Origin of the sequence: Pseudomonas sp. 2(2015) (assembly GCF_000955865.1) — a bacterium.
Taxonomy (GTDB): Bacteria; Pseudomonadota; Gammaproteobacteria; order Pseudomonadales; family Pseudomonadaceae; genus Aquipseudomonas.
In genome coordinates this window covers 140,112-153,303 of record NZ_JYOF01000002.1, presented here as the reverse complement: position 1 = coordinate 153,303, position 13,192 = coordinate 140,112, and the positions used below count along the sequence as shown (strand labels likewise).

Below are 13,192 nucleotides of genomic sequence, written 5' to 3'. Positions count from 1 at the left end.
GATTAAGAAGTATCTGTCGATGCTGCTGGTCGGCGTCACGGCGCTGGTTGCGGTAAGTGCCGCGCAGGCGGCTGGTGCCATCGATGACGCGGTCAAGCGCGGCACCCTGCGTGTCGGCATGGACCCTACCTACATGCCGTTCCAGATGACCAACAAGCGCGGCGAGATCATCGGCTTCGAAGTCGATATCCTCAAGGCCATGGCCAAGTCCATGGGCGTCAAGCTGGAGATGGTTTCCACCGCTTATGACGGCATCATCCCGGCGCTGATGACCGACAAGTTCGACATGATCGGCAGCGGCATGACCCTGACCCAGGAACGCAACCTCAAGCTGAACTTCAGCGAACCCTTCATCGTGGTCGGCCAGACCCTGCTGATCCGCAAGGAACTGGCAGACGAGATCAAGTCCTACAAAGACCTGAACAACGACAAGTACCGCCTGACCTCCAAGCTCGGCACCACCGGCGAAATGGTCGCCAAGAAGCTGATCGGCAAAGCCAAGTACCACGGCTATGACAACGAGCAGGAAGCGGTGATGGACGTGGTCAACGGCAAGGCCGACGCCTTCGTCTATGACGCGCCGTACAACGTCGTGGCGGTGAACAAGGCTGGCGCTGGCAAGCTGCTGTTCCTCGACAAGCCGTTCACCTTCGAACCGCTGGCCTTCGGCCTGAAGAAGGGCGACTACGACAGCCTCAACTTCATCAACAACTTCCTGCACCAGATCAAGCACGACGGTACCTACGATCGAATCCACGACAAGTGGTTCAAGGACACCGCCTGGCTCAAGGACATGGAATAAGGCCAAGGCCCCACGCCTGGCTTGAAACCCGACGCGCAGGCTGGTCCTGCGCGTTCGCTTTTACGGAAGTACCCTCGTGATCAAACACAACAAAGCCCAGTGGCCCTGGCACGGGCTGACCGCGCTGGTCCTGATCGGCCTGGCGATCAGCCTGTATTACGCGACCTCGCTGATGTCCTACGAGTGGCGCTGGAACCGGGTGCCGCAGTATTTCGCCTACCAGGCCGAAGTCGCCCAGCGCGTGAGTGAAAACGGCACCATCGAAGCCATCGTCAGCAAGGGCGACATGGCCAGCGTCACCGTACGTGACGAGAGCGGTGGCGAGCAGGTCTTCGAGGTCGAGCAGGCCAGCGTACAGCTGTCGCGCGGCGACGATGTGGCCGAAGGCGACCTGATCGGCGTTACCCACCACTGGGCCGCGGGCCCGCTGGCCTGGGGCCTGTGGACCACGGTATGGATCTCGGTCGCCTCCGGTGTGCTGGGGCTGTTGATCGGCTTGTTTGCCGGGCTCTGCCGGCTGTCGAACAACCCGACATTGCGCGACCTGTCGACGGTCTATGTCGAGCTGGTGCGCGGCACGCCGCTGCTGGTGCAGATCTTTATCTTCTACTTCTTCATCGGCACCGTGCTCAACCTGTCCCGGGAGTTTGCCGGGGTGGCGGCGCTGGCGCTGTTTACCGGCGCCTACGTCGCCGAGATCGTCCGTGCCGGGGTGCAGTCGATTGCCAGGGGCCAGGGTGAAGCGGCCCGTTCGCTGGGCCTGAGCGCTGGCCAGTCGATGCGTCATGTGGTGCTGCCGCAAGCCTTCAAGCGCGTGCTGCCGCCGCTGGCCGGGCAGTTCATCAGCCTGGTCAAGGACACCTCGCTGGTCTCGGTGATCGCCATCACCGAACTGACCAAAAGCGGTCGCGAGGCGATCACCACTTCGTTCTCGACCTTCGAGATCTGGTTCTGCGTCGCCGGCCTATACCTGTTGATCAACCTGCCGCTGTCGCACATGGCCAGCCGGCTTGAGCGGAGGCTTGCGCAAAGTGATTGAAGTCCGTGACCTGGTAAAAGTCTTCGATACCCGTGGGCAGGTGGTGCGCGCGGTCGATCACGTCAGCACCGACGTGGCCAAGGGCGAAGTGCTGGTAGTGCTCGGCCCTTCGGGTTCGGGCAAGTCGACCTTCCTGCGCTGCCTGAACGGCCTGGAGTCGTTCGATGAAGGCACCGTGGCCATCGACGGCCTGCAGTTGGCCGACCCGAAGACCGACGTCAACGCCTACCGCCGCGAAGTCGGCATGGTGTTCCAGCATTTCAACCTGTTCCCGCACATGACCGTGCTGGAGAACCTGTGCCTGGCGCAAAAAGTCGTGCGCAAGCGCGGCAAGGCCGAGCGCGAAGCCAAGGCCCGTGCGCTGCTGGAGAAGGTTGGTATCGCCCAGAAGGCCAACGAGTACCCATCACGCTTGTCCGGTGGCCAGCAACAGCGGGTGGCGATCGCCCGCGCCCTGGCCATGGACCCCAAGGTGATGCTGTTCGATGAGCCGACCTCGGCGCTCGACCCGGAAATGGTCGGCGAAGTGCTCGATGTGATGAAGACCCTGGCCCTGGAAGGCATGACCATGGTCTGCGTCACCCACGAAATGGGCTTTGCCCGGGAAGTGGCGGATCGGGTGCTGTTCTTCGATCACGGCAAGCTGCTGGAAGATTCGCCGCCGGAGGCGTTCTTCACTTCACCCAAGGACCTGCGCGCCCAGGCGTTTTTGCGCCAGGTGCTCTAGGGCCTCATCGCGGGGCAAGCCCGCTCCCACCTTATGTGGGAGCGGGCTTGACCCGCGATGCTTTCTACAGCTGGAACTTGCCGACCAGCGTCTGCAGATGCGTCCCCAACCGCGCCAGCTCGACGCTCGACGCCGCGGTCTCTTCACTGGCGGCCGAGGTCTGGTCCGACACGTCGCGCACATTCATCACGCTACGGTTGATCTCTTCGGCCACCGCGCTCTGCTGCTCGGCAGCAGCGGCGATCTGCTGGTTCATCGCCTGGATCGACGACACGGTGCGGGTGATGGTTTCCAGCGAGGTGCCGGCGCGGCGGGTCAGCTCGACGCTGCTGTCGGTCAGGCCGCGGCTGGCGTCCATGACCGTGGCAACCTGCTGGGTACCGTTTTGCAGGCCGGCGATCAGCTGTTCGATCTCTTCGGTGGACTGCTGGGTGCGCTGGGCCAGGCTGCGCACTTCATCGGCGACCACGGCAAAGCCACGCCCGGCTTCACCGGCGCGGGCGGCTTCGATGGCGGCGTTGAGGGCCAGCAGGTTGGTCTGCTGGGCCACCGACTTGATCACATCGAGCACACTGCCGATCTTGTCGCTTTCGGCCTTGAGCTGGCCCATGGCTTCGCTGGAGTGGTTGACCTCGCTGGCCAGGCGCTCGATCTGGGCGATGGCTTCGCCGACCACCCGATCGCCTTCGCGGGCCTGCTGGTCGGCCATCACCGCCGCCTCGGAGGCTTCCTCGGCGTTGCGCGCGACTTCCTGCACAGTGGCGGCCATTTCGTTCATGGCGGTGGCGACCTGGTCGGTCTCGACCTTTTGATTGTTGACCCCGGCGCTGGTCTGTTCGGTGACTGCCGACAGCTCTTCGGCGGCGCTGGCAATCTGGGTGACGCCGTCGCCGATGCCACCGATCAGTTCGCGCAGGCTCACAGTCATGCGCTGCATGCTGCGCTGTAATTGGCCCAGCTCGTCACGGCGATCGACCTTGAGGTCGTGGCGCAGGTCGCCACTGGCGACGCGGTCGGCGGCGTTGAGGGTCTGGCGCAGGGGGATCACGATCTGCCGGGTAATCGCCCAGGCGGCCAGCAGGCCGAACAACAGGGCCAGCACGGTGGCCAGGGCTAGCATCGACTTGGCATGCTGCGACTCGGCATCGCGCAGGCCGGTGAGGGTGGTGGTCAGTTGCTGGCTTTGCTCGATCAGGCTCTGGCCGAGCCCGATCATGTGCTGCGCGGCCTGCTCGGAGGCGCTTTGCGCATTGCCGAACTCGACCACCGCGCCACGGTAGTTGCCCAGGGCACGGGCGGCCTGGTTGAAGTTGCTGGTGTAACTGGCCGGCAGCACTTCGGCCAGGGTCTTGAGCTGCGAGGTGGCTTGGTCGATGGCTTCAAGCGCCGTTTGCTGGAACTCGGGCTTGCCGCTGTAGGTATAGCCACGCACCTGAAAGCGCGCCTGTTGCAGCAGTTTGCTGGCGCCGACCACGCTGTTGAACAGGTTCAGGTCGCTACCGCCGAGCAGTTGTTGCTCGACCTGGGCGATCAGCGCTGCGGCCTCGTCGGCGCTGCTGCCGAGCACGGCGCGAGCGGCTTCGCGCTGCTGGGCGGCTTTGTCGGCACTGGTCAGGGCCTGGTGGTACTGGCGCACGGCGTCGTGCTGCTGCTCGATACGGCGGCGGTTCTCGGGCAGGACAATACGTTGGTCGACCGCTTGCAGCTGGCGTTCAAGCGCCGCCAGGGCGTTGCTCAGGCCCTGCGCTGCAGCCTCGTCGCCCTTGAGCTGGAAGCCCTGGCGGGCAATGCGCAGCTCCAGGGTGGCCTGGTGCACCTGGGAGATGCCGCCCAGGGTGTCGCCACGCTCGGTAATGCCGTTCAGGCCCTGCCAGCCGGTCAGGGTAATGGCCAGGGTCAGCAACAGGACCAGGCCGAAGCCGATGCCGAGTTTGAGATTGACGCTCACGTTACCCAGGTGCTGGGCTAACCAACGGTACATGGTGGGACTCCATTGCGATCGGCAGAGGCGATTATTGTTCTGGTGCCAATGCATCGGCCTGGAGCGGCAAAACTGAAGTCAGAACAAGCGTGCCAATAGCGCGGTGACCGCGGTCTCGACGCGCAGGATGCGTTCGCCAAGCTGTACCGGGGCAAGGCCAGCCTTGCCCAGCAGGTCAATCTCGTAGGGAATCCAGCCGCCTTCCGGGCCGATGGCCAGGGTAACGGGCTCGTTCAACCCGCGTGGGCACGGCGGGTACTGGCCAGGATGGCCAACCAGGCCGAGGGTGCCGGCGCTGATGGCTGGCAGGCGGTCTTCGACAAACGGCTTGAAACGCTTTTCGATGATGACCTCGGGCAGCACCGTGTCGCGGGTCTGCTCAAGGCCGAGGATCAGCTGTTCGCGGATCGCCTCGGGTTCGAGGAACGGTGTTTGCCAGAAGCTCTTTTCGACCCGGTAGCTGTTGACCAGGATGACCTTCGGCACGCCCATGGTGGCAACGGTCTGGAACACCCGGCGGAGCATCTTCGGCCGTGGCAGCGCCAGCACCAGGGTCAGCGGCAGTTTGGCCGGAGGCGGCTGGTCGAAACTGACCTTGAGTTCTGCTTCATGGCCTTCCAGGCGCAGGACTTCGGCCTGGCCCATCAGCCCGCCGATACGCCCGACCCGCAGGCTGTCGCCCACTGCCACACGGTGGATTTCCTGCATGTGGGTGAAGCGCCGGTCAGCCAGCACCACACGGTCGGCCGCGATGAAATCGGCTTCTTCGAGTAACAGCAGGTTCACGGCTGGGTCGCTGGCGGTTGGTCGTTATGGTCGTCGGCAGCGTCTTGCGGGTGCTCGCTGCGCTTGCGGATCAGCCCGCCAAACAGCACGCCGATCTCGAACAGCAGCCACATCGGCACCGCCAGCAGGGTCTGCGAGAAGATGTCCGGTGGGGTGAGGATCATGCCGACCACGAAGCAGCCGATGATCACGTACGGGCGGATCTTTCTCAGGTACTTCACGTCGACCACGCCGATCCACACCAGCAGCACTACGGCCACCGGGATCTCGAAGGCCACGCCGAAGGCGAAGAACAGGGTCATGACGAAATCCAGGTAGCTGGAAATGTCCGTCATCATCGACACCCCTTCCGGGGTGGCGCTGGCGAAGAAGCCGAAGATCAGCGGGAACACCAGGAAATAGGCGAAGGCCATGCCGGCGTAGAACAGGATGATGCTCGACACCAGCAACGGAATGGCGATGCGCTTTTCATGGCGGTACAGGCCCGGCGCGATGAAGCCCCAGATCTGCTGCAGGATCAGCGGAATGGCCAGGAACAGCGAAACGATCATGGTCAGCTTGAACGGCGTCAGGAACGGCGAGGCGACGTCGGTGGCGATCATCGTCGCGTTGGCCGGCAAGTGCGCGCGCAATGGCGCCGAGACCAGGGTGTAGATCTGCTGCGCGAAGGAAAACAGCCCGGCGAAGATCAGGAAGATGGCCGCGACGCAGCGCAGCAGGCGTGTACGCAACTCGGTGAGGTGCGAAACCAGCGGCATCGGCTGGTCGTTTTCCGGAATATCGCTCATGGGGCTCGCGGTGGCTGTGTCGGTTCGGTGGGCGCGCTGGTGGCTGGCGGCGTGGGTTCGCTGCTGACCGGGGCGGGCGCCGGGGCGCTTTCGCTGGTGGCTGCCGGGGTTGCCGGCGGCTCGGGCGTGACGCTGTTGGGGTTGAGGATCTTGCGCGCTTCCTGCTCCATGGAGAGGATGTGCTCGTTGTGCAACTGACGACGGATGTCATCGGCGCCGATTTCGCGCTCGACCTCTTGCTTGATCGCATTGAAGCTGCGCTTGAGCCGGCCGATCCACAGCCCGGCGGTGCGCGCGGCACCCGGCAGGCGCTCGGGGCCGAGCACCAGCAGGGCCACCAGGCCCACGAGCAACAGTTCGCTGAAGCTGATCCCGAACATTGATCAATCTTTCCTGATCGGCTCTTCGACCTTGTGGGCCTGGCCGTCGATGGTCTGCGGCTGGTTCAGCGGCGAAGCGGCCTGGGGCTGGACCGGTTGCACTGGCGGTGGCGTCTGCTCGGCCGGCTTGGACTCTTCTTCGTTCATGGCTTTCTTGAAGCCCTTGATCGACTCGCCCAGGTCGCTGCCGAAGTTCTTCAGTTTCTTGGTACCGAACACCAGTACCACCACGACCAGCAGGACGATCCAGTGTTTCCAGTCAAAAATACCCATGGTGCAATCCCTCGAAATAATTCAGTTAGGCCGACGGCTGACGCGCTGCTTTCTCGGCGTGCCCGGACAGGCCGAAGCGGCGGTCCAGTTCGTCCAGCACCGCCTGCGGGTGCTGGCCCAGTTGGGCGAGCATGACCAGGCTATGGAACCACAGATCGGCGGTCTCGTAGATGACATCGCTGCAGTCGCCACTGTGGGCGGCGTCCTTGGCGGCGATGATGGTCTCGACCGACTCTTCGCCGAGCTTTTCCAGAATCTTGTTCAGGCCCTTGTGATACAGGCTGGCCACGTACGAGCTGTCGGGCTCGGCGCCTTTGCGCGCTTCCAGTACTTCGGCCAGGCGGGTCAGGGTGTCGCTCATGTCAGTGTCCTGCGCTGTAGATGGCATTCGGGTCCTTGAGGACGGGGTCGACGGTCTTCCACTCACCGTGCTCGAAGACCCGGTAGAAGCAGCTTTCGCGGCCGGTATGGCAGGCGATATGACCCAGTTGCTCAACCATCAGGATGATCACGTCGGCGTCGCAGTCCAGGCGCATTTCGTGCAGTTTTTGCACGTGGCCGGACTCTTCGCCCTTGCGCCACAGTTTGCCACGCGAACGTGACCAGTAGATGGCCCGCTGCTCAGCGGCGGTCAGCGCCAGCGATTCGCGGTTCATCCAGGCCATCATCAGCACGCGCCCGGTCTTGTGGTCCTGGGCGATAGCCGGTACCAGGCCATCGCTGTTCCAGTTGATCTCGTCCAGCCAGTCTTTCATCTTCGACTCCAAAACCGGGTTCGATCCTTCGCCGAACCCTTGCGTTAGTGTGCCAGCCAGCGGCCCGGCTGGCTATCGACGCACGATCAGGTAGAGGCCGGCGGCCAGCATCAGCCAGGCCGGCCAGGCAGCAGGGGCGCTGAGGCTCACCGCGCCGGCTGCCAGAGTGGCGCCGCCGCCAAGCAGGCCGGCACCGAGCAGGCGCAGGGCCCAGTGATCGCTCTTGTGCTGCCAGGGTGCTGGCGGGTCGGCCAGGTGCGGCTGCGACATGCGTTCGAGCAGGTCGCGGGTCATGCCGGCCAGGTGCGGGATCTGCTCGACCTGGCCATGCAGGTTCTGCAGCAGGGTCTTGGGGCTGACGCGCTCGCGCATCCAACGTTCGAGGAACGGCTGGGCGGTGCTCCACAGGTCGAGGTCGGGGTACAGCTGGCGGCCCAGGCCTTCGATGTTGAGCAGGGTCTTTTGCAGCAGCACCAGCTGCGGCTGGACTTCCATGTTGAAGCGCCGCGCGGTCTGGAACAGACGCATCAGCACCTGGCCGAAGGAAATATCCTTTAACGGTTTTTCGAAGATCGGCTCGCACACGGTGCGGATCGCCGCTTCGAATTCGTTGAGCTTGGTCTGCGCCGGTACCCAGCCCGAATCGATGTGCAACTGCGCCACACGGCGGTAGTCGCGCTTGAAGAAGGCAAACAGGTTGCGCGCCAGGTAGTCCTGGTCCTCGGGGGTCAGGCTGCCGACGATGCCGCAGTCGATGGCAATGTACTGCGGGCTCCACGGCTTGACCGTGCTGACGAAGATGTTGCCAGGGTGCATGTCGGCGTGGAAGAAGCTGTCACGAAACACCTGGGTGAAGAAGATCTCCACGCCGCGCTCGGCGAGCATCTTCATGTCGGTGCGCTGGTCGGCCAGGGTCGCAAGGTCAGTGACCTGAATACCGTAGATGCGCTCCATCACCAGCACTTTCGGCCGGCACCAGTCCCAGTAGACCTGGGGCACGTACATCATCTCCGAGCCTTCGAAGTTGCGCTTGAGCTGGCTGGCGTTGGCCGCCTCGCGCAACAGGTCGAGTTCGTCGTAGATGGTCTTTTCGTAGTCGTTGACCACTTCCACCGGGTGCAGCAGGCGCGCATCGGCCGAAACCCGTTCGGCACCGCGGGCGATCAGGAACAACCAGGCCAGGTCCTGGGCAATGATCGGCTTGAGGCCCGGGCGCACGACCTTGACCACCACCTCTTCACCGCTCTTGAGCTTGGCCGCGTGGACCTGGGCTACCGACGCCGAAGCCAGCGGCTCGACGTCGAAGCGGCTGAACACTTCGCTGATCTTCGCACCGAGCTGTTCTTCGATCAGGGCGATGGCTTTTTGCGGATCGAACGGCGGAACCCGGTCTTGCAGCAGCATCAGCTCGTCGGCGATGTCTTCGGGCAGCAGGTCGCGGCGGGTCGAGAGCAACTGGCCGAACTTGATGAAGATCGGCCCCAGGTCCTGCAGCGCCAGGCGCAGGCGCGCGCCACGGCTAAGCTGCAGCTCCTTGCGCGGTAGCCAGCGCCAGGGCATGGCATAGCGCAGGCCCATCAGCCACCAGGGCAGGGGCAGGGCGAACAGCAGGTCATCGAGACGGTAACGGATCACGACGCGCTGGATGCGCAACAGACGGCGGACGGCAAGCAGCTTCATGCGTTATCGCTGGTATCAAGGGATCGGGCAAGGCGCTCGATGCGCGCCTCAAGGCGTTCAATATCGACTTTGAGCGTGTCGAGTTCGCTGAAACGGGCTTCGGCTTCGCGCTGGCCGACCAGGGTCCGGGCCTCTTCGGCGAGGTACTCGGAAAGGTTCTGGTTGAGCGCCGCCAGGCCCTGGCGGGTCCAGTTGGCGCGGCTGCGCAAGTGGCCGCTGAGCAGTTGCGTGGCGACCGGGCCGAGCCAGCGCGAGACTTCGTACTCCCAGTCGAGCTCCAGGTCCTGCAGAACCGCTACCAGGTCGAGCAGCACCGCACTGTCGCCTTCAAGCTCGACCTGCGGGCTGTGCAGAATGGCACTCTTGTCCTGGCTCAGGGCCAGGCGCAGCAGGCTGCTGGCCGGCGCGCGCAAGGTGCAGTCGGCCTCATTGGCCCAGTGCGTGGCAAGCATCAGGCCTTCGTCACTGGGCAGGATGAACAGCTGCAGGGCCGGCTGGCGGCAGTCGATGGCAATCACCTTGCCGTCGAGCGGGCGCAGGCGCGGCAGCGCTGTGCTGTCCAGGCGCAAAACACGGTTGAGGCCGTGTTCGACGCTGGCGAGCAGGCCGGCCAGGAGCATCAGGGCTTGATTCCGCGGTGCAGGGCGACGATGCCGCTGGTCATGTTGTGGTAGGTGACGCGGTCGAAACCGGCCTCGACCATCATCGCCTTGAGGGTTTCCTGGTCAGGGTGCATGCGGATCGATTCGGCCAGGTAGCGATAGCTTTCCGAGTCGTTGGTGATCAGCTTGCCGGCCAGCGGCATGAAGGCGAACGAATAGGCATCGTAGACCTTGGACATCAGCTTGTTGGTCGGCTTGGAAAATTCCAGCACCAGCAGGCGGCCGCCGGGCTTGAGCACCCGCAGCATGGAGCGGATGGCGTCTTCCTTGTGGGTGACGTTGCGCAGGCCGAAGGCGATGGTCACGCAGTCGAAATGGTTGTCCGGGAACGGCAGCTTTTCAGCGTCGGCCTGGACGAACTCGATGTTGCCGGCCACGCCGCGGTCGAGCAGGCGGTCGCGGCCAACCTTGAGCATCGACTCGTTGATGTCGGCCAGTACCACCTGGCCGGTGGGGCCGACCAGTTGCGAGAACTTGGCCGCCAGGTCGCCCGTGCCGCCCGCGATGTCGAGCACCCGGTTACCCGGACGCACGCCCGACAGCTCGATGGTGAAGCGCTTCCACAGGCGGTGCATGCCGCCGGAGAGCACATCGTTCATCAGGTCGTACTTGGCCGCCACCGAGTGGAACACCTCGGCGACTTTCTCGGCCTTCTGGCTTTCCGGCACGTCTTTGTAGCCGAAGTGGGTGGTGGGTTCGGCGTGGTCGCCTTTGCGCTGATCGTTCATATCGCTTCACCGGAAAAAATTACTGGCCATTCTAGGGCGTACGGTCGGATTTGTCTTGGCGGGGTGTGTCGCAGGTGGGGCGCGGGCATAATATAAGTATGCCTTCGAACCCAGGATTGAATGAATGACCCAGATCAGCGTTGAACGCAAACACAGCCTGGGCCGCGACGCGGCCCGGCAAAAGGCCGAGGCCCTGGTCGACAAGCTGGCCCGCGAATACGACCTCAAGGCCAGCTGGAACGGCGACAGGGTCGAGGTCAAGCGCAGTGGCGCCAACGGCAGCGTGCAGATTGGCGAGGACAGCATCAAGGTCGAGCTGAAGCTGGGCATGATGCTGTCGATGATGAGCGGGACCATCAAAAGCGAGATCGAGCGGGCGCTGGATAAGGCGCTCGCCTAGCGGCTCAAGGGGGGAGCTGCAAGCTTTAAGCTGCAAGTGGTTCGCGGTGAGTGGGAGGGGCACGACAGTTTCAAGATCACCGCTGCCTTTCTTGCCGCTTGAAGCTTGAAGCTTGTCTCTGCCCCTTTTATTAGTGTGCCAATTCTAATTTTTCCCCCTACCTTGTGCTCAAGCCCAACTTCGCTGGGCAGTTCCTCCATTTCCGTTCAGAGCGTGAGGTGCAGAGCATGGCCAAAGTTATCCTGAAGAAAAAAGACGACGCCCAGCGCACGTTGGGTGAAGTGCGCAGCTACGCGCGCAAGATCTGGCTGGCAGGCCTCGGGGCTTACACCCGGGTCGGCCAGGAAGGTGCCGACTACCTGAAAGAGCTGGTCAAGGCCGGTGAATCGGTAGAAAAACGCGGCAAGAAAAAGCTCGATGCCAAGGTCGATGCCGCCAACTCCGAGATCGATTCGGTGAAGGGCGAACTGAGCAGCGTGAAGGGCAAGGTCGAGGTTCAACTCGACAAAATCGAAAAGGCTTTCGACACACGGGTCGCGAGCGCCTTGAATCGCATCGGCATTCCGTCTAAACATGACGTGGAGACACTCTCTGTCAAGCTCGATGAGCTCACGGCATTGCTTGAACGTGTCGCACGTAAACAATAAGGAGAGCGGGATGGCTGGCAAGAAGAATACTGAAAAAGAAGGCAGCTCCTGGGTCGGGGGGATCGAGAAGTATTCCCGCAAGATCTGGCTGGCTGGTTTGGGTATCTACTCCAAGATCGATCAGGATGGCAGCAAGGTGTTTGACAACCTGGTCAAGGAGGGTGAGAAAGCTGAAAAACTCGCCAAGGGCTCTGTCGACTCCGCCAAGGCAACCGCCAAGTCGGCGACCTCGCGCATCAGCGACGTCAAGGACCGCGCACTGGGCAAGTGGGACGAGCTCGAAGGTGCTTTCGACAAGCGCCTTAACAGTGCGATCTCGCGCCTTGGCGTGCCGAGCCGCAGTGAGGTCAAGGCGCTGCATTCGAAGGTCGATACGCTGACCAAGCAGATCGAGAAGCTGACCGGTGCATCGGTTACGCCTATCTCGAAGAAACCGGCAGCGAGCAAGACCGCAGCCAAGCCATTGGCCAAGGCTGCAGCGAAACCTGCGGCCAAGCCTGCAGCCAAGCCTGCGGCGAAAACTGCAGCGGCAAAACCTGCAGCCAAGCCAGCGGCGAAAACCGCAGCGGCTAAACCTGCGGCCAAGCCAGCAGCCAAGCCGGTAGCAGCCAAGCCTGCAGCCAAACCGGCTGCGGCGAAGAAGCCGGCAGTGAAAAAGCCAGCGGCCAAGCCAGCAGCTAAACCTGCAGCGGCGAAGCCGGCGGCCCCTGCGGCCAGCGCTGCACCGTCGCCAAGCCCGGCGCCAGCAGCCAGTGCTGCAGCGGTCGCACCGGCGTCGTCGCCATCGGCAAGCCCGACCAGCCAGGCCTGATTTCAGGCGGCTGTCAGTCTACGCCCGGCCTTGTGCCGGGCGTTTTCATTATGGGTGTTGCACCGGGTTTGTGGGAGCCGACCTTGCCGGCGAACGGGCTGCGAAGCAGTCCTAGGGTCAGCCATCCAGATACCTCAAGGCCAACTGCTCTGCCGCATACCGCGACCCCGCCTCCAGGTGCGGCGCCACCAGCATCATCACCTGGTAGACCACCACTCCGACTTCACCTTCGCGAGCCAGCACCCGTTGGTAATCGAGCGAGAACAGCAGGGTCAGGGTGATCTGTTCCACCAGTTGCCCCAGCGCCCGCGTATCGCTGAGCACCTGGCCCTGGGCCTTGAGGCTGGCCAGCAGCGCCGCCAGGGTGCGCTTGAGCGCGTTGAGCAGGTTGCGCATGCCGCGGGCCAGCTTGGGCAGGCGCCCGGTCAGGTTCGACAGGTCCTGGAACAGAAACCGGTACTGGGCCATGCGCTCGACGATCAAGTGCAGGAACAACCAGTAGTCCTCAGCATCCAGGCGCACTTCCAGCGGCGGGTCGAGCAGCGGCGTGAGCTCGTCCTCGAAGCGTTCGAACAACCCCAGCACCAGCGGCTCCTTGCCGTGGAAGTGGTAGTAGAGGTTGCCCGGGCTGATGCCCATTTCGTTGGCAATCTCCAGGGTCGAGACATTCGGCTCGCCCTGGCGGTTGAACAGTTGCAGGGCACATTCGAGGATACGGTCGCGGGTTTTCATC

The 13,192-nt window shown here is 63.4% G+C and carries 17 protein-coding genes; 6 read left to right on the top strand and 11 right to left on the bottom strand.

Annotated features, from left to right (window positions below):
• Nucleotide 1: 1 nt before the first annotated feature.
• From UB48_RS02300 to UB48_RS02290, 3 genes are all read left to right on the top strand, one after another.
• Nucleotides 2-802 carry a transporter substrate-binding domain-containing protein gene (locus tag UB48_RS02300; protein WP_176794300.1) on the top strand — a complete coding sequence of 267 codons (801 nt, stop codon included), beginning with the start codon at nt 2-4 and terminating at the stop codon, nt 800-802.
• 76 nt (nt 803-878) lie between these two features.
• Nucleotides 879-1,841 carry an amino acid ABC transporter permease gene (locus UB48_RS02295; protein ID WP_045193883.1) on the top strand — a complete coding sequence of 321 codons (963 nt, stop codon included), beginning with the start codon at nt 879-881 and terminating at the stop codon, nt 1,839-1,841.
• Nucleotides 1,834-2,568 carry an amino acid ABC transporter ATP-binding protein gene (locus UB48_RS02290; RefSeq protein WP_038999651.1) on the top strand — a complete coding sequence of 245 codons (735 nt, stop codon included), beginning with the start codon at nt 1,834-1,836 and terminating at the stop codon, nt 2,566-2,568. The genes UB48_RS02295 and UB48_RS02290 overlap by 8 nt, the downstream gene beginning before the upstream one ends.
• Nucleotides 2,569-2,632: 64 nt before the next feature.
• Here UB48_RS02290 and UB48_RS02285 read toward each other — a convergent pair whose 3' ends face one another.
• From UB48_RS02285 to ubiE, 10 genes are all read right to left on the bottom strand, one after another.
• Nucleotides 2,633-4,549 carry a methyl-accepting chemotaxis protein gene (locus tag UB48_RS02285; protein ID WP_045193881.1) on the bottom strand — a complete coding sequence of 639 codons (1,917 nt, stop codon included), beginning with the start codon at nt 4,547-4,549 and terminating at the stop codon, nt 2,633-2,635.
• Between the two features lie 78 nt (nt 4,550-4,627).
• Nucleotides 4,628-5,335: a 16S rRNA (uracil(1498)-N(3))-methyltransferase gene (locus UB48_RS02280; RefSeq protein WP_045193880.1), complete on the bottom strand. Its 708-nt coding sequence runs from the start codon at nt 5,333-5,335 to the stop codon at nt 4,628-4,630.
• Nucleotides 5,332-6,123, bottom strand: a complete 792-nt coding sequence (gene tatC / locus UB48_RS02275) for a twin-arginine translocase subunit TatC (protein WP_045193879.1) — start codon at nt 6,121-6,123, stop codon at nt 5,332-5,334. Before tatC ends, UB48_RS02280 begins: the two co-directional genes overlap by 4 nt.
• The gene (tatB, locus tag UB48_RS02270; RefSeq protein WP_045193877.1) at nt 6,120-6,503 is read right to left on the bottom strand and encodes a Sec-independent protein translocase protein TatB; all 384 of its coding nucleotides are present in this window, start codon (nt 6,501-6,503) and stop codon (nt 6,120-6,122) included. Before tatB ends, tatC begins: the two co-directional genes overlap by 4 nt.
• Nucleotides 6,504-6,506: 3 nt before the next feature.
• A complete protein-coding gene (locus UB48_RS02265; RefSeq protein WP_045193875.1) occupies nt 6,507-6,776 on the bottom strand; it encodes a twin-arginine translocase TatA/TatE family subunit in 270 nt (89 codons plus the stop codon).
• Between the two features lie 25 nt (nt 6,777-6,801).
• Nucleotides 6,802-7,137 carry a phosphoribosyl-ATP diphosphatase gene (locus UB48_RS02260; RefSeq protein WP_010222337.1) on the bottom strand — a complete coding sequence of 112 codons (336 nt, stop codon included), beginning with the start codon at nt 7,135-7,137 and terminating at the stop codon, nt 6,802-6,804.
• 1 nt (nt 7,138) lies between these two features.
• Nucleotides 7,139-7,531: a phosphoribosyl-AMP cyclohydrolase gene (hisI, locus tag UB48_RS02255; RefSeq protein WP_038997556.1), complete on the bottom strand. Its 393-nt coding sequence runs from the start codon at nt 7,529-7,531 to the stop codon at nt 7,139-7,141.
• Between the two features lie 72 nt (nt 7,532-7,603).
• Nucleotides 7,604-9,211, bottom strand: a complete 1,608-nt coding sequence (gene ubiB / locus UB48_RS02250; protein ID WP_045193871.1) for a ubiquinone biosynthesis regulatory protein kinase UbiB — start codon at nt 9,209-9,211, stop codon at nt 7,604-7,606.
• Nucleotides 9,208-9,831 (bottom strand): SCP2 domain-containing protein, encoded by a 624-nt coding sequence (locus tag UB48_RS02245; protein WP_045193870.1) that lies wholly within the window; start codon nt 9,829-9,831, stop codon nt 9,208-9,210. The genes ubiB and UB48_RS02245 overlap by 4 nt, the downstream gene beginning before the upstream one ends.
• Entirely contained in the window at nt 9,831-10,601 is a 771-nt protein-coding gene (gene ubiE, locus UB48_RS02240; protein WP_045193869.1) for a bifunctional demethylmenaquinone methyltransferase/2-methoxy-6-polyprenyl-1,4-benzoquinol methylase UbiE, read from the bottom strand. Before ubiE ends, UB48_RS02245 begins: the two co-directional genes overlap by 1 nt.
• Nucleotides 10,602-10,725: 124 nt before the next feature.
• Here ubiE and UB48_RS02235 point away from each other — a divergent pair, with 124 nt between their 5' ends.
• The 3 genes from UB48_RS02235 (at nt 10,726) to UB48_RS02225 (ending at nt 12,459) form a co-directional block, all read left to right on the top strand.
• Nucleotides 10,726-11,001 (top strand): polyhydroxyalkanoic acid system family protein, encoded by a 276-nt coding sequence (locus tag UB48_RS02235; RefSeq protein ID WP_045193867.1) that lies wholly within the window; start codon nt 10,726-10,728, stop codon nt 10,999-11,001.
• Between the two features lie 227 nt (nt 11,002-11,228).
• Nucleotides 11,229-11,648 carry a phasin family protein gene (locus tag UB48_RS02230; RefSeq protein WP_045193865.1) on the top strand — a complete coding sequence of 140 codons (420 nt, stop codon included), beginning with the start codon at nt 11,229-11,231 and terminating at the stop codon, nt 11,646-11,648.
• A gap of 10 nt (nt 11,649-11,658) precedes the next feature.
• The gene (locus tag UB48_RS02225; protein WP_045193864.1) at nt 11,659-12,459 is read left to right on the top strand and encodes a phasin family protein; all 801 of its coding nucleotides are present in this window, start codon (nt 11,659-11,661) and stop codon (nt 12,457-12,459) included.
• 117 nt (nt 12,460-12,576) lie between these two features.
• Here the strand turns inward: UB48_RS02225 and UB48_RS02220 are convergent, their stop codons facing one another.
• The gene (locus tag UB48_RS02220) at nt 12,577-13,191 is read right to left on the bottom strand and encodes a TetR/AcrR family transcriptional regulator (protein WP_045193863.1); all 615 of its coding nucleotides are present in this window, start codon (nt 13,189-13,191) and stop codon (nt 12,577-12,579) included.
• Between the last annotated feature and the right edge of the window lies 1 nt (nt 13,192).